The organism is Brevibacillus invocatus (assembly GCF_003710915.1).
Lineage (GTDB): Bacteria > Bacillota > Bacilli > Brevibacillales > Brevibacillaceae > Brevibacillus > Brevibacillus invocatus.
Genome location: NZ_RHHR01000003.1, coordinates 90423 through 115331 on the forward strand (window position 1 = coordinate 90423; position 24909 = coordinate 115331).

Below are 24909 nucleotides of genomic sequence, written 5' to 3' on the forward strand. Positions count from 1 at the left end.
GAGAAATGGGTGTTTGCCACTACGGGACTCGTCACCTTCCACAATTTATGGTAAAGTATGGATCATCAAAAGGGGGAATGTATGTTTGCAAGCACTACCATTACAACACCTTTCCGAAGCAGATATTCCAGATCTTCTAGCATTGACAAAAGCAGTCGAGTGGGACTACCATGCACCGGAGCTCCATACCTTGTACTCTCTTGGCAAAATCTACGGACATCGAAATGAGAAAAATCAGCTGCTCTCATGTGCTGGCGTGATCCAATATGACGGACATGCCGTAATAGGCTTGGTGATTGTCCATCCTTCCTGTCAGGGGATGGGTCTGGGACAAGCTCTGATGATCCGGTGCATGGAAGAGGTTCTTGCGGACGTCCCTATGAGCCCCGCGGACGAGGAAGCAGTCATCCACCTGGATGCACAGGCGACAGGCAGCTGCCGAGCGGATTTTGTACGAGCGCGAATGATCGCGCGAGCCAGCCGCATGCCACAACGAAATGGCACATACTACGGGATAGCCTCGCAGTTTTTAGGATAGAAAAAACGGACTCTTGTCCTAAGAGTCCGTTTCTCTTCCTGCTTCTCTATCTTTAATCCTTGTTATCCCTTTGCTTCAGCTTCTCCAGCACTTTTGCCGGAAAGATTTTCTCCAAGCTGCTTTGATAACGATTCCCATCCTCCGGCATTTCAAAGCCTTTTACCCGATAGCTATTCCCATCATACTGAATATCGAATGCCATCGGCGCACTGATCCCGGAGGAAAGCTCCTTGTTTTTACTCAAGATTCTAATCCATGCATATACCCTGCGCTGCTCTGCGTTTGGTGCCTCCACATGGAGTAGATCAATCGAAATCTCGCGGTCTGCCCCAAGCCAGTTCAGCTTTTTCCCTTCAGCCTCCAGCCACTGACGAATGAGTGGTTCAACCAAGCTGCGATTGCTTGGTGAAATCCCTGCCTTTACCTCCACAAAAACTTGTCCGAAGTGTTTCCCTTCCGATAGGATCTGCAGCTTCCATATTCCCGGATCCGGTATAACCAGTCCCGAGGGAAAATGGGCTTTGGCGTCATACTGGCTCCCCATGACCTCATAGGTACCCAACTCGACCTGCTGTCCATCACTGCTGTGAGCGACAATTTCGACCTTTGAAGCAACATCACCATCCAGCAGCCAGAAGAATTTTTGTTGCTGCCCTTCGTATATGCTGGTTTCATCTGTTATCAAGCGAACAGGCTTATCACCCATATAAGTAAACGGTTTGTTGTCATATGTGCTTTTCACCACAGGAGAAGGCTTCCAAAGCACGGGTGTCTCCAAAGCTCCACCAGGCAATAGAGAAGGGGGAGGCTGAGATATGATGGACTCGCTTGGTACTTGCTCTTCGGATTGTGGCCACACCTGCCACGTGGCAAAGACCATCAAACAGGCAGCAACTCCAGCCGAACCTACACGAACCCATACTGGCCGGGATCGCTTGCGCAGCCTGTTTCGCACCTTCTGCTCCAGCTCAGGAGTGAACGAAATATCGCGTAATACGCCCTGGTCTGCTCGATCCTTCAACTGTTTTAGCCATTTGTCCTCGTCCATTCCCATCCCTCCTCTTCTCCCATCCGTTGCTTCAACTGCTGTCTAGCACGGTGCAAACGGGTACGCACGGTACCTTCTGATACCCCTAGAACCACTGCCATCTCAGAAATAGACAAATCCGCATAATAATGAAGCGCAATAGCCTGACGATAGAATGGAGATAGCCTAAGGACCGCCTGTATCAACTGATCCCGCTCAGCCTGCTCCAGAACCAGATGTTCGGTCGAGACATCTGCGTCACTTTTTATCCAGGAGCGTGGGAGGATATGCCGGAATGACCACGAGCGCAAATAACCCTTGCACTCGTTGACAGCGATCCGATACAACCAGGTATGGATACTGCTCTCATGACGAAAACGGGGCAGATTTCGGTACACCTTGACGAAGACATCTTGCGTAAGATCTTCAGCCAGACTGCGATCCTTGACCAGAAATGTGACGAGGCGAAGCACACGCGTCCCATATTCCCGCATGATTTGCTCAAAAAGAGCTTCGTGCGTAGGCTGCAATTTTTCCACGGACGCGTCCTCCTTCCCTTGGTTACTCTACTGGTTAGATGCAGATCAGCGCATCTTGTTACAAGAATCACACCTATTTTTTTGCTATCACGGCATTGTGCAACTAAAAAGCATCTCCCATGGACATTGGGGAGATGCCTTTCTAATGTGGATTAAAAACGAGAATCTTTCTCCGCCCATTTTTTAACGGGTTCATCGTTTTCCACCACATGTATGTCTGATTATCACTTCACCCAATCACTGTGAGCTGTTTCGGGAACTGAGTGAGCACTTCTACTCCGGTTTCGGTAACCAGCACGTTGTCTTCGATCCTTACGCCACCTACACCAGGCACATAGATGCCAGGCTCGATGGTGAAGACCATACCAGCACGCAGCACTTCCTGGTTCTCGCTATGAACAGATGGATACTCATGCACATCCATGCCCAAGCCATGTCCAAGACGATGCATGAAGTACTCACCATATCCCTTAGCCTCAATCACGCCACGAGCGGTCTTGTCCAGATGGGCAAACGTTACGCCCGGACGGATTTCTGCAATCGCCGCTTCATTGGCTGCCCATACAGTTTCGTAAATCTCGCGCAGCTGGTCGTTGATTTCACCCACCGCAAATGTACGGGTAATATCTGAAACATAGCCATTCACTTCGACACCCAAATCAAACAGCAGCAGCTCGCCTTCCTGTACAGCGCGATTACCCGGCTTGCCGTGCGGAAGTGCAGATTTTTCTCCAGCCAGCACCATCGTGCTAAACGATGGACCTTCCGCCCCCAGCCGCTTCATCTGAAATTCCAGCTCGGCCAGGATTTCCATCTCCGTCACGCCTGGCTTCACTTTTTTCAAACCCTCACGCAATGCATCCTCTACGAGCTGGATCGCGTGCTTCATACGGGCAATCTCATCCTCCGACTTGATCAGACGCATTTCTCGCAGCGGCTGCTCGACGTCTACGAAGCGTGAAGCCGCAACGACTTCACTCATCGCCTCAAACCGCTCCAGGGTCATGTGGCTTTTTTCCAGACCCAACGCTTTTGTATCAGCCGGAAGAGTTTGTTTGAGGACTTCATATGGGTTTTGGATATCTGTATGTGTGTAAATGCTCTGCACGATGGATGCCGCTACCGCAGCTTCACGGTCCAATGCTGGAACGATCAATGATGGCTCCCCCTGTGCAGGAATTACCAGCCCCAGAAAACGTTCATGCGGGTCTGTAAAAAAGCCTGTCAGGTAGTAGACGTGTTTGGGCGATGTAATCAATACTGCGTCCAGCTCTTGCTCTAGCAAAAAGGTATGTAATTTCTGTATGCGTGCTGTAAACAATTTCTTCACCTTGCTTTCACCAGTATTCTATAGCGAGAATACCACTCCGCTCTTGAAAAAAGAAGCATTTTTGAAGACGTGGCTACTGCCAGCTTCATGTCGGTGTCTTATTGGCACTCTGGCGATCTTCCCTATTTTTTAGCCTTCAACACGTAAACATTCAGATAGAGAAGGAAAAAAGGGAAGCCAGATCGGCTTCCTGCGATTCGATTAATTCTTCATTCTGGGGTCAAGCGCATCACGCAATCCATCCCCGATCAGGTTGAATCCAAGCACCGTCAGCATGATCGACAATCCCGGGAAGATCACGGTCCACGGGGCTTTCTGAATGTATTGGCGGGAATCAGACAGCATTTTTCCCCATTCCGGTTCAGGTGCCTGAGCTCCTAAACCAAGGAATCCCAATGCTGCGGCTTCAATGATCGCAGTAGCAATGCCCAGTGTCCCTGTCACGATGATCGGAGCCATGCTGTTTGGCAGGATATGCTGCAAGAGGATACGGCTGTCCTTCATTCCAATCGCACGAGCCGCCATGACAAATTCTTCTTCCTTCAAACTGAGTACACGCGAACGAACGAGTCGCCCAAATGTCGGGATGTTGATGACCGCAATAGCCAGCAAGGCGTTTTGCAAGGAAGGCCCGAGAATCGCCACGATCGCAATAGCCAGAAGAATGCTGGGAAAGGCGAGCATGATATCAAAAATGCGCGATATCAGAGTATCCACCCAGCGGCCATAGTAGCCAGACAACAAGCCCAGAATGGTTCCGACCACGACGGAACCGATCACTGCGAACGTCCCGACCCACAAGGAAATGCGCGCACCGTAAATCACGCGGCTGAGTACATCCCGCCCATTGTAGTCTGTTCCGAACCAATGTTCTTCGGATGGCGGCTGGTTCTTCATTTTCAGGTCTCCGACATCGTAGGGATATGGCGCCAGTAGTGGAGCCAAAATCGCCACGAGTACAAAGAACACAATAATGCCCATCCCTACCAAAGCCAATTTGTTTTTCCGCAACGTTCTCCATGCTTCCCGCCAAGGAGAGATTATCTGTTCGTCCGTCTGTTTCAACGGGACGCTCTGCACGTTTACTTCTGCCATATCTCCAACCTCCTTAGCGGTATTTGATCCTCGGATCGATGTAGGCGTACAGCAGGTCTACCAGTAAGTTGATCAAGACAAAGATCGTGGCAATGACCAGGATACCGGATTGAATGACCGGATAATCCCGATTCCCGATCGCCGTGAAAATATACCTTCCTACACCCGGCCATCCGAAGATCGTCTCCGTCAGTACCGCACCGCCGAGCAAAAGACCCGTCTGCAAGCCAATAACCGTCAATACGGGAATCAAGGCATTTTTCAACGCATGCTTGTACACCACACCGAATTGGGCCATCCCTTTTGCTCTGGCCGTGCGGACATAATCTGCACGCATGACTTCCAGCATGCTGGAGCGGGTAATGCGTGCAATGATAGCCATCGGAATGGTCCCGAGTGCGATCCCCGGTAGAATCAAGTGCTCAACCACTTCACGGAACTGGTCCCACCGTCCTGCGAGCATGGCATCTACTATATAGAAGTGCGTAATCGCCTGGATAGGATCACGCGAATTGTCACGACCAACTGATGGCAGCCACTTCAGCTCTTGAGCGAATAACCATTGCTCCATCAGACCCAGCCAAAAAATCGGCATGGAAACGCCAATCAGCGCAATCAGCATGGCGATGTAATCAAACCAGGAATTTTGCTTCCACGCAGAGATGATTCCGGCGTTGACGCCGATGATGATAGCAAAACACATACTGAAAATGGTCAGCTCTGCAGTAGCCGCTAAATACGGACCTATTTCTTTCGCGATACTAGCACCCGAGTGAAGCGATACGCCAAGATCACCCGTAATGATTTGCTTCAAATAATCAAAATACTGTATGTACCAAGGATGGTTCAGACCGAGAGCTTCTCGTAAATCTGCAAGTGCCTGGGCACTTGCTTTCTCCCCCAAAATCGTGAGGGCCGGATCACCTGGGATGGCACGTATGATGGAAAATACGACGATTGACATGCCCAGTAGAACGGGGATGAGCATAAGAATTCTTCGGATGCTGTACGATAGCAATGCCATCTCCTCGCTTTCCTTATTTGAAAACTTGGCTCCGTCAAAACGATGGACGGAGCAGTAGTTGAATAGTCGCTGATTAAGGATTCAAGCTTCAAAAACGAAAGAAAAGGGTAAGAAGAAGGATCTCTCCTCTTACCCTTCAAGATCGTCTGAACGTGATGGAGAGGTTTATTTAATATCTACTTTCTCTAAGCTTTCAGAGCCTTTTGGATGTGGTTTGTAGTCGACGACATTGGCTCTTGCAGCCAGAGCAGGTGTGGAGTGAGCCAAAGGAACCATCGGTACATCCTTGAAGATAATTTCTTGCACTTGCTTGTACAGCTGCTCACGCTCTGACTGCGTGCTTGCCTGCTTGGCTTTCATCATCAGCTGGGAAGCCTCTTCGTTAGCCCAGCGAGTGTTGTTGTTTCCATCAATATTGTTCTTATCCAAGAGTGTAGCGAGGAAGTTGTCAGGGTCTCCGTTGTCCCCTGTCCAACCCAGCATGAACATGGTTTGCTCGCCAATTCTCGTTTTTTCCAGATAAGTCGCCCATTCCATTGTCACAATTTCTGTTTCAACACCGATTTTTTTGAGGTCTTGTTGGATAGCTTCCGCGATTTTCACACCATCTGGCATGTAAGGGCGCGGTACTGGCATCGCCCAGAATTGAGTTTTAAAGCCATTCGGGAAACCGGCTTCAGCCAAAAGTTGTTTCGCTTTATCCAGATTGAATTCACGATCCTTGATGCTGTCGTTGTGTCCCCAAAGTGTTGGTGGCATAGGGTTGACGGCTGGTTGGCCCAATCCCGCAAAGAACGCTTCAATAATTTCTGGTTTGTTGATCGCGTGAGAGATGGCTTCGCGCACTTTTTGATTATTAAATGGTTCTTTTTCCACGTTGAAGCCGATGTAGCCAATGTTCATGGATGGACGAAGAATTAGCTGCAATTCGCTGTTCGCTTTTACATCTTCCGCATCATCCGGATTCAGACCATCCATCAGGTCGATCTCTCCGTTGATCAGTGCAGTCAGCCGTGCCGTATTTTCTGGAATGGCTTTGAATACAAGCGTATCCACTTTCGGATAGCCCGCATTCCAGTAGTCAGGATTCTTTTCCAGTGTGATGGTGTCGTTGCGTTTCCACTCTTTAAATTTGAATGGACCTGTACCTACTGGCTTCTCCGTAAAACCGTCAGCTCCAGCCGCTTGTACAGCTGTTGGTGATGCGATAGCAAAAGGAGACATTCCCAGATTCTGAATAAATGGCGCCAGTGGATAGTTCAACGTAAATTTAACTGTACCAGGGTCTACAGCTTCGACAGACTTGATGACGTGGTTGGCATCTCCCTTGTAGCCGCCGAACATGTCATTGTAATAGTAGTAACCGTCCTGATTGTGGAAAGGATTGCTCTTGTCCATCCAGCGCTCAAAGTTCCATTTGACTGCTTCCGCATTAAAGTCAGTGCCATCATGGAACTTGACTCCTTTGCGAAGCGTGAACGTATACGTCAGGCCGTCTGGAGAAACCTCCCATTTTTCAGCCAGTGAAGGAACTACTTTTGTACTTTCCTCTTCGTAGCCTACCAATGTGTCATAAATATTTTCGGTTACCTTGAACGATTCACCATCTGTCTCTCTGATCGGGTCTAGTCCTACGGAGTCGCCACCACGTCCAACGATCAGCTGCTTGGGACCTTCCTTGGCAGGCTCTGGTGCAGGTGCTGGCGTTTGCGCGGGCTGTTCGGTCTTGGCTGGCTCTGTCGGTGGAGCTTGAGTCGTTTGAGAGCAACCTGCGAGCAGCATGGCAATCGCCAGTAGGCTGGTCATGGTTGCCGAAAGAATTCTTTTCTTCATGACTTTAATCCCCCTCTTCTACGTGTTAAATCAAGATTCATACGTGTACGCATCATATCGACCTGCTTCGCATCCCCCCTTTAAAAGGTTGCGGGATCATAGAATCTGTTTCGTCGACGTTTAAGCCTGGTTGTATAAATGACAAGCCACAAAGTGATTCTTCTCGATTTCCTGGAACTCAGGTCGCACCGTTCTGCACTTATCCTTCACGCGTGGACAACGCGTATGGAAGGTACAACCGCCAGGAGGATTGGCTGGGCTTGGCACATCGCCTTCCAGAATGACTCGTTCCCTGACAACATCAGGATCTGGCGTCGGCACAGCGGACATCAATGCCTGTGTGTAGGGATGGAGCGGATTGCTATAGAGCTGACTGCTTGTGGTCAGCTCGACGATTCTGCCTAAGTACATCACACCGACCCGATTACTGATGTGGCGAACCACACTGAGATCATGAGCAATGAAAAGATAGGTAAGGCCCATATCCTTTTGCAAGTCCTGCATCAGATTCAGCACCTGTGACTGAATCGAAACATCCAACGCAGAGACAGGCTCATCTGCTACGATCAGCTTGGGCTTGAGCATCAGTGCTCTGGCAATGCCAATCCTTTGGCGCTGCCCCCCACTGAATTGATGGGGATATCTCCTCGCGTGATAGCTGTTCAAGCCCACGACCTCCAGCATTTCGGCCACTTTCTTTTTCCGTTCGGCCGACGTGCCGATTCCGTGTACGATCAAAGGTTCTTCCAGAATCCTCTCAACATTGTGACGAGGATTCAGGGAAGCAAACGGATCTTGAAAGACGATCTGCATATCCCGTCTCATTTTGCGCATATCATCCGGCTTCAGATTCATCACATCGACGCCATCGAAGCGGATCTCGCCTGCCGTAGGCTCTATCAACCGCAGCAAAGCCCGACCTGTCGTCGACTTTCCGCAGCCGCTCTCTCCTACCAGCCCTAGCGTCTCTCCTTTTTTGACAGAGAAAGAGATATCGTCCACCGCTTTGACAACGCCTACCTCTCCCCCAAGGACGCCGCCTGTGATTGGATAGTATTTTTTCAAATTGGAAACTACGAGAAGTTCTTCAGCCACCTGCATGCTCCTTTCGGGTTAAACACTCAGCCAACAACGTGAGCGATGATTTTCGCCCACAGCTACCAGCTCTGGCATCTCTTGTCGGCAACGGTCAACCGCCTGCTCGCAGCGAGGGGCAAACCGGCATCCGGTTGTAAGGGAACCTGGAATTGGTACATTTCCCGGAATGGAGTAAAGTCTCTCTTGGGATTCTTCCAGCTTGGGCAGGGAGTTTAACAAGCCAATCGTATAGGGGTGCTTGGGCTCCTTTAGAATCGTTCGAACATCGCCTTCCTCGATCACTTTGCCAGCGTACATAACCACGACGCGATGGCACATCTGCGCGACGACACCCAGGTCATGCGTGATCAGCAAAACAGCAGTGTCTGCATCCCGATTCAACTGTCTCATCAGATCCAGGATTTGCGCCTGGATCGTCACATCCAGTGCGGTAGTAGGCTCGTCTGCAATCAACAGCTCAGGGTTGCAAGCCATTGCCATCGCAATCATGACGCGCTGGCGCATGCCACCTGACAACTGGTGGGGGTACTCATCTACTATCGCTTCTGCGCGCGGGATTCCTACCTTTTTCAACATCTCTATCGCTCGTTGCCTCGACTCTTTTTTACTAGCTTTCGTATGTATTCGGACAGCTTCGCCGATCTGATCGCCAATCGTAAACACGGGATTCAGCGAGGTCATCGGCTCTTGGAAGATCATCGCGATTTCATTACCGCGAATCTCTCGCATTCTTTTTTCACTCGCAGTAACCAGATCTTCCCCTTTAAAACGAATCGTTCCTCCTACGATTTTGCCGGGAGGATTGGGGACGAGCTTCATGATAGACAGGGAGGTCACACTTTTTCCGCAACCGGATTCCCCTACGATGCCCACCACTTCACCTTTATGTACCTTGATCGAAACGCCATCTACCGCTGGAATCTGACCTCGGTCTGTGAAGAAGTGCGTTTGCAGGTTTTCAATATGAAGGACTGGCTGAGACACACGGCGCACCTCTCTTATCGTTATATTCATACCTTTTACAATATTACTGACATTATGCCATTTGTTCTATATTTTGGCAATAATTAAATTTCTCAATAATTATTTTTTTATAAATTTTTTAACTAGTCATAATTATTAATTTTCCCTTTCATAAATTTGCTGATTTTCGTTGAATTACATGACTTTCTCGTACCAAGCAACGAAAAAAAGACCTGTCGAAACAGGTCTTTCGTCGCTATACCTTTCTTCCTAGTATCCATTTAATGGCAAACCATTTCATGGTTCAAAGAAGGCCCCCACCCACTCCACAAATACCTTTGCACCGCTTTTGATCGTACTTCCCAGATTCGTTCCCATACTGCTCATGTAATTAACGATCTGGTCGGGGTTAGCCGTTTGCACCTGCTTGCCCATCACTGCGATTTCCATCTGGCCTTCCTCGACCTTTTTGATATAGAACGTTTGCGGCTGTTGTTCTGGCAACCCGCTCACCTTGGATATCCCTCTCTCTGCCGTCTGCAATCCAATCACGACCCCGACCAGCAAGATCATCAACAAACCCGTCAGTTTCACCGTCACATTCATACCCGCTCACCTCTTCTCCGGTTCTTCAGCAACCGGATTCGCCACTTTTTCTGCTTTGAGGTAATACGCTGCGAATACATCAGCCAAAGCTTCGGCAGTATTCAAGCTTTCCTCCAAGGTGTTGTCTGTACCACCTATTTCCATTAACAGGCTTCCCGGAGATATGGACTGGTTATACTCGCCATGATCTGTTTTTGCGCCTTTTTCCATCACGCCTCTTGAAAGGTCCGGATACATTTCTTCCATCAGCTTGTGCAGCTCCGTGGCGAATGCTTCGTTCTTCTGATGGTTCTTGTTGCGCTTCCCGATGACGAACATGACGCGTGCGTAGGTTTTTCCTTTGATCGTTGCGGTTGTTTGATCACGAGGTGCAGTATCCCGGTGTAAATCGAAGAAGTAATGCAGATCGCGATTTTCCTGTGCGGCCGTTTTTATGACTTGCAGAGACTGAGCGTAAGAAAGCGCGTAATCCATTTTCTTGTTCAAAAGATCCTGGTAGATGTCATGGTCGCTCACATCCGAGCCGACTCCTCTTTCATTCAGCGCTTCGGAGAGTCGCTTGCTTATCATAGAAATGTTGCGTGTCGGATGGTCCAGTGAACTTCCGACGTACTTGGTCTCGCTAGTCCACGACTCCCTGTTGTGAGAGGTATAGACATACACCACTTTTTTACCGGAAGGAGCAGGTGTTGCCTTCGGTGGATTTTTCTCATCGTCTGGCTTGGTTTCCGGTTGCGCGGCTTCCGGTGCCTTCTCATCTGTTGGAGATGGAAGCGGCTCGGCTTGCGAAGCATCAATCACCTGTTTCGGATGAGGTGGATACTCCACGTATAAATCCGATAACCGCGCACCTTTCCCTTCGACGATAAAGCGCGCATCGTCCATTGTTACCATTCCCGGGAGTTCTCTTCCCAGCAAGCTGCGCAAATCCCCCGGGTGGATACTGGTCGCCAGTTCAAACAAGAAACCTGTTACACTGTCGGGAGGTCGATCTCCCTGTACCGTCTCATTCAATCTGGGAATCTCCTGACCCATCCACGTCAAAAACGCGAGGCTGGAAATCTGCGAGGCAGCCTGCTGAATCGTGGTTGAGGCGATATTGATTCGGTTGTTGCTCAGGGCAAAAACACCCGTAAGCAAGAACAAAAATGCGGTAATGAAGGAAAGGACCACAAATTGGCGCTGTATGAGGGCAGCCATCTGTCTCACTCCTCTGGCTGTATCATTGACAGCGGATCGCTCATTGCTCTTCCGCTTGTCTATGCTTTAGCCTATGAAGGTCATAGAGACGATAGAACCCTCTTTTCTAGCTTTTCTCTCAAAATCTTACTCCGCTTTTTCAAAACGCTAGTGAGTGTATGAAGCGCTGTTTTCTTCGTCCACAGCTCTGTGCAGGGAACGGTTCAGTCCCGTCGCAATCACATTTGCAACGCCTTCGATAAATTCGTCCACTTCCTTGGGCGTGACGACCAGGTCCTGTCCGAGCGGACGCAGCACTTCGTGAATCAGTTGACGCTTTTCTTCTTCCGGCAGCGAACCTACCAGACCCATGAAGGTCTTCCGCGATTCCATATCAGGAAGGTCTTCTTCTGTATACGGTTCCTTTCGTTCCGGCAGTGTACTCATGGCAAGCTTGTTGAATGCCCGCTTGCTCTCTTGCATGGATTGACCAAAATGGCCGAGCAGGTACGTAATCGCATCATTGACAATGGTAGAAGCAAACACGACTGTCGGCACCCCGATGGCAATGACCGGAACACCTAGAGATTCCTTGTCGAGTGCTTTGCGCTTGTTGCCTACCCCAGACCCCGGATGAATGCCTGTATCCGAAATTTGAATGGTGGTATTAACCCGGTGCAAAGCACGGGAGGCAAGCGCATCTACACAAATCACGAAATCCGGTTTGCTTTTTTCAACGACGCCAAAGACGATCTCACTCGTTTCGATCCCGGTAATCCCTAACACGCCCGGCGAGAGTGCGCTAACCTCCCGATATCCGTCACCCACGGTTTCTGGGGCAATTTGATACAGATGCCGCGTCACCAGCAGATTTTCTACAACGAGCGGGCCTAGAGCATCCGGTGTGACATTCCAGTTTCCAAGTCCGACGACCAGTGCCTTTTTGTCTTCCGTAATGCCCAGCTTTTGCAGAAAGTCGGCAAACTCCACTGCAAAGCGTTTTGTCACCTGCTCTTCAATCGAGGTATCATTATCGCGCAGCTTGGGGACCTCAATCGTCAGATAATGGCCAGGCAGCTTTCCCAACTGCCTGCCAGCCTCCTCAGTCTGCACGTGCAGGCGGGTGACTTGAATGCCAGGCTCACTGTCGTCCGCTTGCAGCCAAACACCTGAAATGCTGCTTTCATTTTGCTGTTGCGCCAGCTCATGTGCTTCCACTGCAAGATCGGTTCGTATTGAATAGCCTGACAGATCAATGTTGTGTTCCATTTCTCCTTGGCCTCCTTCTTTCGTCTCTGAGAAAAACGTCTCGACGTTTTTCATAAAATTTAGATGCGACCACTTGCGGTCAAGTGTGACCATTTTGTTCCTGCTACTAGGGTGCTTGAATCCCACAATTTTATTCCAAATCCTCTTCTTGCAAATGGGTACTGTGCATGCTAGAATTACTTTGTTGTATGACTGTATGTCTATGGTCGTCTAAGGAGGTGACACACATGCCAAACATTAAATCCGCGATCAAGCGCACCAAAACAATTGAAAAGCGCCGCGCACACCGTGCTTCTCAAAAGTCTGATCTGCGCACTTCCCTGAAGAACTTTGAGAAAGCCGTGGCTGCTTCCGATGTAGCATTGGCTAAATCGACTCTTCTGGTGGCTGTGAAAAAGCTGGACAAGGCCGCTTCGAAAGGTCTCATTCATAAAAACGCAGCAAACCGTCAAAAATCCCGTTTGATGAAAAAGCTTAACGTTCTGAACGCTCCTGTAGCGTAAGAGACCGACGAACAGCAAAAACCCGCGAACTCGTTCACGGGTTTTTTTCTTTGCCTGCATCTACGCCCTTTGACGTTCTTCGTGAGCGCGTGCTATAAACAGCTCCAAGGCCAGCAGCTTGTCTACTTGACCAGACTTGATGCGATAATCCTCTTCGGCTAAAATCCCCAGCAGTTTCTTTAACGAATCCTCGGAAAAATGTCGTGCCTGTTCCATCGCTTTTTTTACCGCATAAGGATGAATTTTCAGCATCCCCGCTAGCTGCTGCTGTGAATAGCCACGCGGTGACCATTGCCTGACGTGCAGAAGCAAGCGGAATTGACGAGCAAACAAAGAGAGCAGCTTGATTGGTTCTTCTCCTGTTTTCATCAGGTCGTACATCATGCGCATGGCTTTGTCCAGTCTCCCGATCGCGACTTGTTCAATAAGAGCAAACACATCCTGCTCCAGCGTTCGTGAAGACAGCAGCTCAATACTCTGATCAGTAATGGACCCTCCGGCTCCGACATAGAGTGCCAGCTTTTCCAGCTCCTTATCCAGCAGACGCAATTCGCCACCGACTCTCGCCACCAGCTTGATCGCCTGCTCGCGCTGAATCCTCGCCTGGTACTTCTCAGCCCTGCGCTCTACCCAGCTGTAGAGATCCACGTCCTTCATCAGCGGAAAAGAAATCATCTTTGCTTTTTGCTGCAAGCTCTTGACCAGCTTCTTGCGTTCGTCCAGCTTTTCCGAATCCGTATGCAGGATCAAGCTGGAGTATGCAGGTGGATTTTGCATGTATGTGAGCAGACTGTCCGGATTACTTTCCACTTTTGCTGGTGACTTGCTCCCGGTCAGAAAGTAAGCTTGTCTGGCAATAACAAGCCGATGCTCTCCCATAAAAGGCAGGGTCTCGGCATCCTGCAGAATCTCTTGGAGTGGCGTCTCCGAACAATCGTATATACTTATGTTTAAATCGTTGAACGCGGGGTCAACCATCTCTCGTCTGGCCAGTGCCATGAATTCTTCTGCAAGAAAGGACTCTGGTCCATAGAGGACGTAGATTGGCGCAAACTGTTTTTGTCTGATTTCCCTTATGGCCGATAGTAACGGCATGAAACTCCTTCTCCCCTCATCCTTCTTTCCAGCGTAATTATAACACACGATGTTTCGGGAAAAAGAAAAAACCGCCCCTATCGGCAGCGGTTTTTCATCCTTTGGCACCTCTATGTAAACGTTGGGGGAAGAGCCCCGGGATTCATCCTCCCCAAACGGTAAGCAGGGGGTGCTTGATACTTTACTATACGTAAGAAACCCCTTGCTGGTGCCGGTCCACTGAAGTGAAAGCCACATTTTCACCAAGTGTTAATCAGACTGCGATCGTACGTCCATACTGACGCTTCGATTCCTTTTTCTCGTCATCGTCATCGTCGTCATCATGGTCGTCATCATCTTCGTCATCTTTATCTTTATTTTTTTCGGATTTTCCTTTGTCTTCCTTCTTGCTTTCCTTGTCCTCTACCTTACTCTCTTTGCGCATCTCTTTGTCTTTGTCTTTTTCACTCTTGCTGTTGTTGTCATCGTCCGATTTTTCTTCCAATCCGAACGGAAATGCCGGCGGCTTGGGCTCTCTTGGCACTGGCTTCATTGGAAGAACAACAGGTACCGATTGTGCCGGTGGATTTTGGACTTGCCTTGGAGGTGTCACCGGTGTTTTGTTCACCGTCTTGGAAGGTGTCTCGACCTTTTGTTGCTTAGGCGGTTGTGTTTTTTCAGTTGCTGGCTTCTCCTCCCCAACCTCAGTAATGGGCGTAGGATTAGTGCTTGGTTGAGGGGCAGGCGGTCCGATAAAAGCCGGAGGCTCCACAGCCGTTGGAGTAATCGTTGACCCATGAGTGGCAGGATCATCCTCTTGTTTCCTCGCTTCGTTGCCAACGAGCAGAACGCCAATCAACAAACATGCTGCTACAGCTGTACTACCGATGCGAGCAAACCAAACTGTCTTGTTTTTCCACTTTTTCGATTCAGAAGGCTGAGACGACGTTCGTTTCACTTCTAGAGTTGGCAGGACTACCTCATTCAGATCAGCCTTGGCAGCAGGTGTGGCGGCTGCTGATTCCAGCTTCGGCAGGATCGAATCCACGATACTGAACGAGGGGACGACTGGGGGCAGTTGTTCTAATTGTAGAGACACACTTTTCAAACGGTTGTACTTCAGCTGCAAGTCGGAATCCTTCTCGAGGAGTGCAAGCAAGGCTGCCTGTTCTTCAGGCGCCAAATCCCCGTCCAAATCACGCTGCATCCATTCCCAAATCTCTACGTTGGTCATCAACCGATCCCCCCTTTCTGATAGTCGTACAACAGTTCCTGCAACTGTTGTCTAGCCCGAAACAAATAGGACTTTACCGTATTTAACGGCAGATCAAGCGTCTCCGCAATTTCCTGGTAGGAGAAGTCCTCCAGATAACGGAGTACTACGACCAATCGGTACTGCTTGGGCAGCCTCCCGATGGCTTCCTGGATGTCATTTGACAATCCAGTGAGAAGGATCTCATCTTCTACGTTGTTTCGATCAGGAATAATGAGTTCGTGCTCGTCTATTGAGACCGTCTCCTTCTTGGTGCGGAACTTATCCATACACACATTGCTCACGATGCGCTGAACCCAGGTCGTGAACTTCGCCTTTTCTTGATACGTATCTAATTTGCGATAAATACGAATCAATACTTCCTGGGAGGCATCCAATGCGTCTTGTTCATTCCCTAAAATATAATAAGCGCTGCGGTAAACGGAGTTCTCAATAGATCGAAGCAGTTGAACAAGCGCCTCATGATCCCCGGACTGCGCTTTCCTGATCAGCTCTGCTTCCTGCATATCTTCTTCTCCCCCCTACAGACGGGTCGCTGCTAGAAAAGGTTGCAACCTATTTATGTATCGGATATTGCTGTTTTCCATGATAAACCCTGAGATGAAATCACGAGTGTCACTGCTCCGTGATGATCGGTACGATAGAGAGCCTCTACTGATTTTCCCAATCTCCCCAGGACTTCCGGTGCCGGGTGTCCATATCTGTTGTGCTGTCCTGCTGAAATGACGGCATACTTCGGTTGTGTCACTGCCAGAAAATCCATAGTGCTGGACGTTTTGCTCCCATGATGCGCTACTTTCAATACATCGATCATAGGCAGGCCATGAGCCAGCAGATGTTTTTCTCCATCCGTCTCGATATCGCCAGTAAACAAGACTGTCCTTCCGAATGCCGTAAGCTGCAGGACGACAGATGCATCGTTGCCTAAAAAGTCTGTTGATTGTCCCGGATGCAGCCACTTCCACTCCACGCCGGGCATGTCTGTCCAGCTCTGCCCAGGTTTCCCTGTCCAAATGGGGACGCCCTTTGCCTCAAATCGCTGGAGAAGCTCCTGTTCCTTCCCTTCTGGTTTTGTTGGGTTCACCAAAACGCCACCAAATGAGATTCGCTGCAGTAGTGCAGTCATTCCTCCAATATGATCGGCATCGCCATGAGTGAGTACCACTCGGTCGATATGAGCGATGCCTCTTGCCCGCAAAAATGGGAGTACGACATCCTTTCCCACCTCAAACGGATCCCTTTTTTCTCTCCACGGTTCACGAATGGTCCAAGCAGGATTTCCACCTGCATCCATTAAGTATACCTTCTGTTGACCAACTTCGACAATGATTGAATCCCCTTGCCCGACATCAAGGAAGGTAATTCTCACTTCTTCTCCACCTGAAAAAGGCTGCCTGGCGAATACCAGAAGAGCCACAAACAGGATCAGGGCAAGCGTCAGGTCGCGTTTGCGATGGTAGCCACGATTCCACAAAATGGGCAATGAAATCAAAAAAATGGTGTATAAAACCAGCCACCACCATGCTGGATGCGGCCAGTGCGTAAACGGAATCTTCCAATCTTGCAGCGCAAATAAAGGAGTGTGGACCCATTCCAGCAGCTTGGTAGATATCCACACAGGCAAACTGGACAAAGCCGGGTGTAGCAGACTGAACAGCAGGGCCATGTAGCCCAGCGGCAGTACGATCGAGGACAGGACGGGTGTCACGATCAGATTCACTCCCCAAGACAAGAGAGAGAACTGATGGAAATGATAGACAAGAAAGGGAAAGGAGACAATCTGTGCAGTCGTCGTGACAGCAAGCAGGACCCGAAGCCAGCTCGGCAGCCTTGTACAAACATATAAACTGTAAGGGACGAAGATGATTAACCCCAAAGTCACAGCAAACGAGAGCTGAAAACCGACATTCCATAGCTGATGCGGATCAAACAGCAGCATGATGATCAATGCGCCAGCCCACACCTCTCGTCCGTCCAAACGCCTATTCCATACCTGACAAGCCAGTCCAACGCCCCCCATCATCCCGGAACGCACCGCAGAAGCACTTGCACCGACCAGAAGTACGTATCCGACTAAAAATATGATCGTGGCCATCAACGCCAGATTCCGCTTCACGCCTGCCTTTTCCAGTAACCACATAAACATGCTGCTCACCAGTGTGACATGAAGTCCTGAAATCGCCAACACATGGCTCAAGCCCAGCTCCGCATACATGTCCCCCCATTCAGGAGAAACATCATCCCTCACACCGAGCAATAGAGACTTCATGTAACCTGCGGTTTGTTCATCAGCAAACAGGGACTCAATTCTAGCAGCGGCGTCTGTCTGCCACTGCTGAAATTGCCCCCATACGGAATGGTCCTCACGAAAAATTTGCACATCAGAAAAGGATGTTTCTGCCATCACAAAAACACCCTGCAATTCCAAGTATCGTGCATAGTCAAAAGCATGTGGATTGCGTGCCGTAGGAGGATTGTAGAACTTCACTGGAGCAATAATCTCACTCCCATGCCTCCACTTCTCTACCCGAGCAGCCTCCTCTTCTGTGTCCAGCTTTACCCGAAGTGCGACTCTCTCATTTGCTGATAGGCTCTCCCAGCTGCCATCGCTCTTTTTTATCCCTTTCACAGAGTAGAACAGTCGCGCAACATCACCATCACGCACCAGAGGAGTTTCGATAGAGCCTCTTGTCAGGATCGTCGCTTCCTGTACAGCAAGAGGTACCAGTTCCGTACGCTGCAAATACTCATACCCTGTAAAATAGAGACCTGATAGAATAGATAATAGAATGAGTGGGGTCTTTCCCGGACGCTTCGATGGATGAAGCCAAAGGCAAATGACGAGCCAGATGCCAGCAGCAGCCAGCATCCAAGCAGGATGTACATAAGCGGAAAGCAGATAACCCGTGACAAGCGAAATACTTGCTCGAAGAACCATCGCGGATCCCCTCCATCCCGTGTCGAAAGCTTATTTTCCCGCCCTGATTATATCCATGGTTCCCGGGACAAAAATAGGAGTATCGACGCTTTATTACAAGGTTTTACGGCCATTTCCTGGTCATTTGGAGAGATTGCGCTGACTGTCGATCCGTGATAGAGTTAGCAAGAGCAATCAGTGAGAGGAAGAGTCAAGTCAATGTGTGGAATCGTATCGCTTTACAACAAACGTCAAGCGCCTGTTCAACAAGAAACGATCAGCGCGATGACTGGAGTCATCTTGCACCGGGGTCCAGACGATGATGGCTTCCATCTCGAAGAAAACATCGCCCTGGGCTTTCGTCGTTTAAGTATCATTGACGTGGAAGGCGGACATCAGCCGCTGTTCAATGAATCACGAGACATGTGGATCGTAGGCAATGGAGAAGTGTACAACTACAAAGAACTGCAACAATGGTTGAAGGATTCCGGACACATCTTCCAGACCGATTCTGATATTGAAACCATCCTGCACCTGTATGAAGAAGTGGGAACTGACGCACCGAAGCACTTGCGCGGCATGTTTGGCTTTACCATCTGGGACGGCCGTAAAAAACGACTGTTTGGTGCACGCGATCACTTCGGAATCAAGCCCCTTTACTATGTAGAAACCGCTGATTCAATCGGGATTGCAAGTGAGATCAAAAGCTTGCTGGAGCTTCCCGGACTACGTCGCGAAGTGAACAAAAAGGCCTTTTATCACTACCTTACCTTTCAATACGTACCCGATCCCGAAACCATGTATGAGGGAATTTACCGCATTCCACCTGCTCACTCCTTCGTGGTGGAAAATGACAAGATCACACTAGAGCGTTATTGGGATGTACATTTTCAACCGGACGAGAGCAAGCCTTTTTCCTACTTCGTGGAAGGCACTCGCAGTGTCTTGCTCGAATCCATCGACAAGCACCGGATCAGTGAAGTGCCACGCGGAGCCTTTCTTTCCAGCGGCGTCGATTCCAGCAGCATTGTAGCGATGATGCGTACCTTTGAACCGGTGAAGACCTTCTCGGTCGGCTCCGACATCCCCGGCTACAGCGAGCTGGACTTCGCAAAACGCACCGCAGCCTTCCTGGGTACCGAACATCATGAGTTGGTCGTCAACGCCCAGCAGTATATGGATGAATTGCCGCGCCTGATCTGGCATCAGGATGAACCGGTGGCCGACCCATCCGCCATTCTGCTCTACTTCGTCGCAAAAATGGCAAGTGAACATGTAACCGTCGTCTTGTCCGGAGAAGGGGCCGATGAATTTTTCGGAGGCTACAACATTTACCGCGAGCCGCATTCGCTCAAAATGTTCTCTGGCATGCCTGGCTGGATGCGTCATTCCATTGGCTATATGGCGGAACATCTGCCTGACCAGGTAAAAGGGAAAAACTTTTTGATTCGCGGATCGAAAAAAGTGGAGGAGCGCTTCTTCGGCAACGCCTTGATTTTCAGCGAAGAGATGAAGAGACGTGTCGTCATGGATGATATCGCCAACTCCAGCTTCTACGTATCGCCTTTTACAGTCACCTCGGACATCTATAAGCGCGCTGCCCAATACGATGATGTGACCAAGATGCAGTACCTGGACATTCACACTTGGCTGCGCGGCAACATCCTGATGAAGGCTGACAAGATGACTATGGCCAATTCTCTGGAGCTACGTGTTCCGTTCATTGACACCAAGGTGTTCGAATTCGCCTCCACCATCCCGACCAAGTACAAAATTGCGAACGGTACAACCAAGCACGTCCTGCGTGAAGCGATGAAAGACTTCTTGCCAGCTGAAATCAAGTCGAAAAAGAAACTGGGCTTCCCGGTTCCGACACGCACCTGGTTGAAAAACGAATTTTACCAATGGGCGAAGGAAATCATCTTCGAATCGAAGGTGGACGACCTCATCAACAAGGCCTATGTGTTATACATGCTGGATGAGCATCGCGAGGGCAATGCCGACTACAGCCGGAAAATCTGGACGATTCTCGTCTTTATGCTTTGGCATCAGATTTTCATCGAGCAAAAGCACACCTTTGGCCCTTATGTAAGTCCCAATGTAGAAATTCGTCGCAAGAAAAACGCTTTCCAGCATATTGGTTAAGCCATAGCAAATAAAGTTGCACCCCCTCTCTTTCTTTTCGTAGCATCCTTTGTAAGAGACAAGTTGATCTCTTTAGATGCACGCAAAGAATGAGGAGGGGTTTTTTTATGCTTTGGGAATGGTGGGAGCGGTATCGCCGTCTGCTCGTCGGGATTGGTGCTCTCTTCTTTCTTGGGAGCAGCGTCTGGCTGTACCACTCCAGCCAAGGATCAGCGCAGGAGGAATGGCCGTTAACGCCTATCTCCGGGATCGAAAAGGAAGCATTAGACACAGCGATACGTGCTGAGGAGCCTAAGCAAGAAACACTTGAAGCTGAGCCTCCTCCTCCAATCCTGGTAGACGTCAAGGGCAAGGTAAAAAAACCGGGCTTGTACTCCTTTCAGGCTGGCATGCGCGTAGCTGATGCGATTCGTCAAGCAGGCGGAACGTTGCCAGATGCCGATCTTGAACAGATCAACCTCGCCCAGCCACTGCTGGATGGAGCAGCCGTTGTGATTCCATCCAAATCTGACACGGAGCCTCAGACGCTCAATCAGGCTGTGCCCGGACAGCTCATCCCCTCCTCTTCTGATCCTGCCGATCAAGGCTCGGGTGGGACGATCAATATAAACACCGCAACAGCAGCCGAGTTGATGTCCCTGCCAGGCATTGGCGAAGCAAAAGCGCAAGCCATCCTCCAATACCGAACAGAAAAGCAAGGTTTCCGTTCACCGGAGGATATCAAGCTCATTTCAGGTATCGGGGACAAAATGTACGAGCGGCTGAAGGATCGTATTCGTATTCGTTAGATGATGCGCGAGGGTCATGATCGCCTTCTTTTCCTCATATGATGGGGAAAGAATCAGAGGAAGGAGGTATGGACTTGAACAGGATTGGAGTCATTGGTACGGGCAGTATGGGCAGTATTTTGCTGGAGGCCTGGTTAACAGCCAAAGCCTTATCGCCCACGCAGCTCATCGTACACAACCGAACCCCTGCTAAAGCTGTTCGTCTAGCGGAAAAATACCCAGGTTTGAGCGTCGCACAAAGCAATACAGAAGTGGCGCAAACATCCAGCATCCTGCTTTTGTGCGTCAAGCCCTCTGAATATAACGTCTTGCTAGAACAACTGGCCCCTGCCTTAACGACGAACCATTTAATGATTACGATCACCAGCCCGATTAAGCTAAAACAACTGGAGACCCAAGTTCCCTGCCCCGTAGCGAGAGTCGTCCCAAGCATTACCAATGCGGCCAAAAGCGGTGTCAGTCTGTGCGAGTTCGGCTCGCGGATCACCCAGCAGCATCGACAAAACATCTTTTCCCTGTTTTCTACGATCAGTCAGCCCATTGAAGTATCCGAAACCTATTTGCGGGTAAGCTCTGACATAACTAGCTGCGGTCCAGCTTTTTTGAGCTATATCCTGCAGCAGATGATTGAAGATGCTGAAAAGGAAACCGGATTATCCCACGAAGCGGCTACCTACCTGGTAACACATATGCTGATCGGGATGGGCGAGCTGCTTAAACAGGAACTATTTACTCTTCCAACCCTGCAGCAGCGCGTCTGTGTACCCGGCGGAATTACCGGTGAAGGATTGGTAGCTTTGCAAAAAGGTGTGCCCGGATTGTTCGCAGAGGTGTTTCATCGTACACACGCCAAATTTGCGGAGGATCAGGAGCTGGTTCAACAACAGTGGAAGAATCATGTGAAACAGCATTGATGGAAAAAATAAAAAGGAGTGGGCCCATTTAACAGGTTCCACTCCTCTTCCTATGTTACTTCCGTCCGTCCATTCTCGCCTTAGCGAATGACGATATTTACCAATTTACCAGGAACAGCGATTACCTTCACGATTGTTTTGCCTTCGATGAGCTCCTTGATGGTCTCATTGCTCATCGCCAAAGCTTCCATTTGCTCTTTGGTTGCGTCAGAGGCAATCAGCAGCTTTTCTTTGTTTTTCCCATTGACCTGCAGGACTATCTCAACCTCGTCTTCAACCAGCTTTGCTTCGTCGTAGGTTGGCCATGCCTCGTACGCAATCGTATTGGAATGTCCAAGCTTTTCCCACAGCTCTTCCCCAATATGCGGTGCAATCGGAGAGAGCATTTTCACAAAGTCTTCCATGTATTTCTTCGGCAAAACGTCCGCCTTGTAAGCTTCGTTGATGAACACCATCAGCTGGGAGATCCCTGTATTGAAGCGTAGTCCCTCGTAATCCTCGGTTACTTTTTTGACCGTCTGATGGTAGACGCGCTCCATCGCATTCGGTTTGTCTGTATCCACGATCTTCGGATTCAGCTCACCATTGTCATTCACATACAAGCGGTAGACGCGGTCCAGAAAGCGACGGGCACCGTCGAGGCCTTTTGTAGACCACGCGATGGATGCATCCAACGGCCCCATGAACATTTCATACATACGCAGGGTGTCTGCACCGTGGCTTTGCACGATGTCGTCCGGATTCACGACGTTGCCTTTGGACTTGCTCATCTTCTCGTTGTTCTCGCCCAGGATCATTCCTTGGTTAAAGAGCTTCTGGAATGGCTCCTTCGTCGGTACGACACCGATATCGTAGAGGAATTTGTGCCAGAAACGAGAGTAGAGCAAGTGAAGAACAGCGTGTTCCGCCCCTCCGATATAGATATCAATCGGCAGCCACTCTTTCAGTTTATCCGGATCTGCCATCGCCTGATCATTGTGCGGATCGATAAAGCGCAGGAAGTACCAGCAGCTACCAGCCCATTGAGGCATGGTATTCGTTTCACGGCGAGCTTTCATGCCAGTCTCTTTGTCTACGATATTGATCCAGTCGGTGATGTTGGCAAGTGGCGACTCACCTGTACCAGACGGTTTGATTTCTTTCGTCTTCGGAAGGATTATCGGCAATTCATCAGCTGGAACCACTTTCATCGTGCCATCTTCCAAATGGATGATTGGAATCGGCTCGCCCCAGTAGCGTTGACGACTGAACAGCCAGTCGCGCAGACGATAGGTGACTTTGCGGTTTCCTTTACCGTTCTCCTCCAGCCATTCGATCATTTTGCTGATCGCTTGTTCCTTGTTCAAACCATCGAGGAAGCCAGAATTGATGTGTTCGCCGTCACCAGCGTACGCTTCCTTCGTAATGTCTCCACCTGCAATAACAGCTTTGATTGGCAAATCAAAGGTTTTTGCGAATTCATAGTCTCGCTCATCGTGTGCTGGAACGGCCATGATCGATCCAGTACCATAGCTGATCAGTACGTAGTCGGCAATCCAGATAGGCAGACGTTCGCCATTTACCGGATTGATCGCATAGGCGCCTGTGAATACGCCTGTTTTTTCTTTCGCCAGGTCCGTACGCTCCAGATCGCTTTTGTGTTTTGCCTGATCCAAATACGCTTCAACTGCTGCCTTTTGTCCAGGTACCGTAATTTGCTCGACCAGCTTATGCTCCGGCGCCAGCACCGCATAGGTTGCACCGAACAAGGTATCAGGGCGAGTCGTGAATACCGTGAACGTCTCTTCGTGGCCTTCAATACCAAAGGTCACTTCCGCCCCTTCCGAACGACCGATCCAGTTGCGTTGCATTTCCTTGATGCTCTCTGGCCAATCCAGCTCTTCGAGGTCAGCGAGCAATCGCTCTGCGTAAGCTGTAATTTTCAATACCCATTGCTTCATTGGGCGGCGTTCGACCGGATGGCCTCCGCGTTCACTCTTGCCATCGATGACCTCTTCGTTGGCCAGTACGGTACCAAGTGCCGGGCACCAGTTCACAGCCACTTCATCGATGTAGGCCAAACCGTGTTCATATAGCTTGGTGAAAATCCACTGTGTCCATTTGTAGTAGTTTGGATCTGTTGTATTGATTTCCCGGTCCCAGTCGTAGGAGAAGCCCAGCGACTTGATCTGACGACGGAAATTGTTGATGTTGTGCTCGGTAAATTCAGCAGGGTCATTTCCTGTATCGAGAGCGTATTGCTCAGCCGGCAAACCGAATGCATCCCATCCCATTGGATGAAGTACATTATAGCCTTGCATGCGTTTCATGCGGGACAAAATATCTGTAGCCGTATAGCCCTCTGGATGTCCAACGTGCAGTCCTGCACCCGATGGATACGGGAACATATCAAGCGCATAGAACTTTTTCTTGCCCTCATCCTCTGAAGTCTTGAAGGTTTTGTTTTGCTCCCAGTATTGTTGCCATTTCTTTTCGACATTGCGATGACTGAAAACCATGGTAAAGCACTCCCATCTGAAATAACGAAATAGATTACACAGCTTTGACGAGAAGTAGCATGGCTACTCCGCCTTTTCAAGCTTTGTATGGTACTACAAATTGATAGTAAAATAAAAAACCCCGCGCCCCTATCGCTTACGAAAAGGGACGAGAGGTTGTGTAGACTCCCGCGGTACCACCCAGTTTGGTGAAGAGAACTGTTTCACCCGCTTGTTCATATCCGTATCGTGGATGAAACGCCCTCCCTTACACAGCCTATCCATCAGGCCTTCAGGGGGAGTGCTCGGAGGCGAGT

21 protein-coding genes and 1 other annotated feature (1 of these 22 cut by a window edge) are annotated in these 24909 nt (G+C 49.7%); of the genes, 5 read left to right on the top strand and 16 right to left on the bottom strand.

The features are described from left to right. Positions 1 to 85: 85 nt before the first annotated feature. On the top strand, positions 86 to 538 hold the full coding sequence (locus EDM52_RS01280) for a GNAT family N-acetyltransferase (protein ID WP_183184736.1): 453 nt from the start codon (positions 86 to 88) through the stop codon (positions 536 to 538). Positions 539 to 590: 52 nt separating this feature from the next. Here the strand turns inward: EDM52_RS01280 and EDM52_RS01285 are convergent, their stop codons facing one another. From EDM52_RS01285 to gpr, 11 genes are all read right to left on the bottom strand, one after another. Further along, positions 591 to 1586 (bottom strand): hypothetical protein, encoded by a 996-nt coding sequence (locus EDM52_RS01285; protein WP_122907221.1) that lies wholly within the window; start codon positions 1584 to 1586, stop codon positions 591 to 593. Continuing rightward, positions 1565 to 2104, bottom strand: a complete 540-nt coding sequence (locus EDM52_RS01290) for a sigma-70 family RNA polymerase sigma factor (protein WP_122907222.1) — start codon at positions 2102 to 2104, stop codon at positions 1565 to 1567. Before EDM52_RS01290 ends, EDM52_RS01285 begins: the two co-directional genes overlap by 22 nt. 229 nt (positions 2105 to 2333) lie before the next feature. Then, positions 2334 to 3425: a M24 family metallopeptidase gene (locus EDM52_RS01295; protein ID WP_122907352.1), complete on the bottom strand. Its 1092-nt coding sequence runs from the start codon at positions 3423 to 3425 to the stop codon at positions 2334 to 2336. Positions 3426 to 3635: 210 nt separating this feature from the next. Next, positions 3636 to 4529 (bottom strand): ABC transporter permease, encoded by an 894-nt coding sequence (locus EDM52_RS01300; protein ID WP_122907223.1) that lies wholly within the window; start codon positions 4527 to 4529, stop codon positions 3636 to 3638. A 13-nt stretch (positions 4530 to 4542) separates the two neighbouring features. Then, positions 4543 to 5547, bottom strand: a complete 1005-nt coding sequence (locus tag EDM52_RS01305; protein WP_183184757.1) for an ABC transporter permease — start codon at positions 5545 to 5547, stop codon at positions 4543 to 4545. A 171-nt stretch (positions 5548 to 5718) separates the two neighbouring features. Then, complete coding sequence (locus EDM52_RS01310) at positions 5719 to 7386, bottom strand: ABC transporter substrate-binding protein (RefSeq protein WP_122907225.1); 1668 nt, start codon at positions 7384 to 7386, stop codon at positions 5719 to 5721. Between the two features lie 120 nt (positions 7387 to 7506). Further along, a complete protein-coding gene (locus EDM52_RS01315; protein WP_122907226.1) occupies positions 7507 to 8481 on the bottom strand; it encodes an ABC transporter ATP-binding protein in 975 nt (324 codons plus the stop codon). An 18-nt stretch (positions 8482 to 8499) separates the two neighbouring features. Then, positions 8500 to 9468 (bottom strand): ABC transporter ATP-binding protein, encoded by a 969-nt coding sequence (locus tag EDM52_RS01320; RefSeq protein ID WP_122907227.1) that lies wholly within the window; start codon positions 9466 to 9468, stop codon positions 8500 to 8502. 276 nt (positions 9469 to 9744) lie between these two features. Beyond that, positions 9745 to 10053 carry a DUF3679 domain-containing protein gene (locus EDM52_RS01325; protein WP_122907228.1) on the bottom strand — a complete coding sequence of 103 codons (309 nt, stop codon included), beginning with the start codon at positions 10051 to 10053 and terminating at the stop codon, positions 9745 to 9747. 6 nt (positions 10054 to 10059) lie between these two features. Then, positions 10060 to 11253, bottom strand: coding sequence for a stage II sporulation protein P (gene spoIIP / locus EDM52_RS01330; RefSeq protein WP_122907229.1), 1194 nt, complete (start codon positions 11251 to 11253; stop codon positions 10060 to 10062). Positions 11254 to 11400: 147 nt separating this feature from the next. Next, the gene (gene gpr, locus EDM52_RS01335; protein WP_122907353.1) at positions 11401 to 12501 is read right to left on the bottom strand and encodes a GPR endopeptidase; all 1101 of its coding nucleotides are present in this window, start codon (positions 12499 to 12501) and stop codon (positions 11401 to 11403) included. 227 nt (positions 12502 to 12728) lie between these two features. Here gpr and rpsT point away from each other — a divergent pair, with 227 nt between their 5' ends. After that, complete coding sequence (gene rpsT / locus EDM52_RS01340; RefSeq protein ID WP_122907230.1) at positions 12729 to 13004, top strand: 30S ribosomal protein S20; 276 nt, start codon at positions 12729 to 12731, stop codon at positions 13002 to 13004. Between the two features lie 60 nt (positions 13005 to 13064). On the opposite strand, the gene holA is transcribed toward rpsT, so the two are convergent. The 4 genes from holA to EDM52_RS01360 form a co-directional block, all read right to left on the bottom strand. After that, positions 13065 to 14099, bottom strand: a complete 1035-nt coding sequence (gene holA, locus EDM52_RS01345) for a DNA polymerase III subunit delta (RefSeq protein ID WP_122907231.1) — start codon at positions 14097 to 14099, stop codon at positions 13065 to 13067. A 253-nt stretch (positions 14100 to 14352) separates the two neighbouring features. Continuing rightward, on the bottom strand, positions 14353 to 15312 hold the full coding sequence (locus EDM52_RS01350) for an anti-sigma factor (RefSeq protein WP_245996415.1): 960 nt from the start codon (positions 15310 to 15312) through the stop codon (positions 14353 to 14355). Next, the gene (locus EDM52_RS01355; RefSeq protein WP_122907232.1) at positions 15312 to 15857 is read right to left on the bottom strand and encodes an RNA polymerase sigma factor; all 546 of its coding nucleotides are present in this window, start codon (positions 15855 to 15857) and stop codon (positions 15312 to 15314) included. Before EDM52_RS01355 ends, EDM52_RS01350 begins: the two co-directional genes overlap by 1 nt. Positions 15858 to 15910: 53 nt before the next feature. Next, entirely contained in the window at positions 15911 to 18289 is a 2379-nt protein-coding gene (locus EDM52_RS01360; RefSeq protein ID WP_122907233.1) for a DNA internalization-related competence protein ComEC/Rec2, read from the bottom strand. Positions 18290 to 18487: 198 nt separating this feature from the next. On the opposite strand from EDM52_RS01360, the gene asnB reads away from it, so the two are divergent. The 3 genes from asnB (at position 18488) to comER (ending at position 22115) form a co-directional block, all read left to right on the top strand. Next, on the top strand, positions 18488 to 20413 hold the full coding sequence (gene asnB / locus EDM52_RS01365) for an asparagine synthase (glutamine-hydrolyzing) (protein ID WP_122907234.1): 1926 nt from the start codon (positions 18488 to 18490) through the stop codon (positions 20411 to 20413). 107 nt (positions 20414 to 20520) lie between these two features. After that, positions 20521 to 21201 carry a helix-hairpin-helix domain-containing protein gene (locus EDM52_RS01370; protein WP_122907235.1) on the top strand — a complete coding sequence of 227 codons (681 nt, stop codon included), beginning with the start codon at positions 20521 to 20523 and terminating at the stop codon, positions 21199 to 21201. Between the two features lie 74 nt (positions 21202 to 21275). Further along, a complete protein-coding gene (comER, locus tag EDM52_RS01375; protein ID WP_122907236.1) occupies positions 21276 to 22115 on the top strand; it encodes a late competence protein ComER in 840 nt (279 codons plus the stop codon). Positions 22116 to 22195: 80 nt separating this feature from the next. Here comER and leuS read toward each other — a convergent pair whose 3' ends face one another. Further along, positions 22196 to 24613: a leucine--tRNA ligase gene (gene leuS / locus EDM52_RS01380; protein WP_122907237.1), complete on the bottom strand. Its 2418-nt coding sequence runs from the start codon at positions 24611 to 24613 to the stop codon at positions 22196 to 22198. Between the two features lie 141 nt (positions 24614 to 24754). Further along, positions 24755 to 24909 (bottom strand) — a binding site (T-box leader) (it continues 88 nt past the right edge of the window).

Coding starts and splice junctions, on each gene's coding strand:
- EDM52_RS01325 (WP_122907228.1), bottom strand. CDS start 10,053: ATGAATGTGACGGTGAAACTGACGGGTTTGTTGATGATCTTGCTGGTC.
- gpr (WP_122907353.1), bottom strand. CDS start 12,501: ATGGAACACAACATTGATCTGTCAGGCTATTCAATACGAACCGATCTT.
- EDM52_RS01370 (WP_122907235.1), top strand. CDS start 20,521: ATGCTTTGGGAATGGTGGGAGCGGTATCGCCGTCTGCTCGTCGGGATT.
- EDM52_RS01285 (WP_122907221.1), bottom strand. CDS start 1,586: ATGGACGAGGACAAATGGCTAAAACAGTTGAAGGATCGAGCAGACCAG.
- EDM52_RS01360 (WP_122907233.1), bottom strand. CDS start 18,289: ATGGTTCTTCGAGCAAGTATTTCGCTTGTCACGGGTTATCTGCTTTCC.
- asnB (WP_122907234.1), top strand. CDS start 18,488: ATGTGTGGAATCGTATCGCTTTACAACAAACGTCAAGCGCCTGTTCAA.
- holA (WP_122907231.1), bottom strand. CDS start 14,099: ATGCCGTTACTATCGGCCATAAGGGAAATCAGACAAAAACAGTTTGCG.
- EDM52_RS01300 (WP_122907223.1), bottom strand. CDS start 4,529: ATGGCAGAAGTAAACGTGCAGAGCGTCCCGTTGAAACAGACGGACGAA.
- EDM52_RS01350 (WP_245996415.1), bottom strand. CDS start 15,312: ATGACCAACGTAGAGATTTGGGAATGGATGCAGCGTGATTTGGACGGG.
- spoIIP (WP_122907229.1), bottom strand. CDS start 11,253: ATGGCTGCCCTCATACAGCGCCAATTTGTGGTCCTTTCCTTCATTACC.
- leuS (WP_122907237.1), bottom strand. CDS start 24,613: ATGGTTTTCAGTCATCGCAATGTCGAAAAGAAATGGCAACAATACTGG.
- EDM52_RS01310 (WP_122907225.1), bottom strand. CDS start 7,386: ATGAAGAAAAGAATTCTTTCGGCAACCATGACCAGCCTACTGGCGATT.
- rpsT (WP_122907230.1), top strand. CDS start 12,729: ATGCCAAACATTAAATCCGCGATCAAGCGCACCAAAACAATTGAAAAG.
- EDM52_RS01355 (WP_122907232.1), bottom strand. CDS start 15,857: ATGCAGGAAGCAGAGCTGATCAGGAAAGCGCAGTCCGGGGATCATGAG.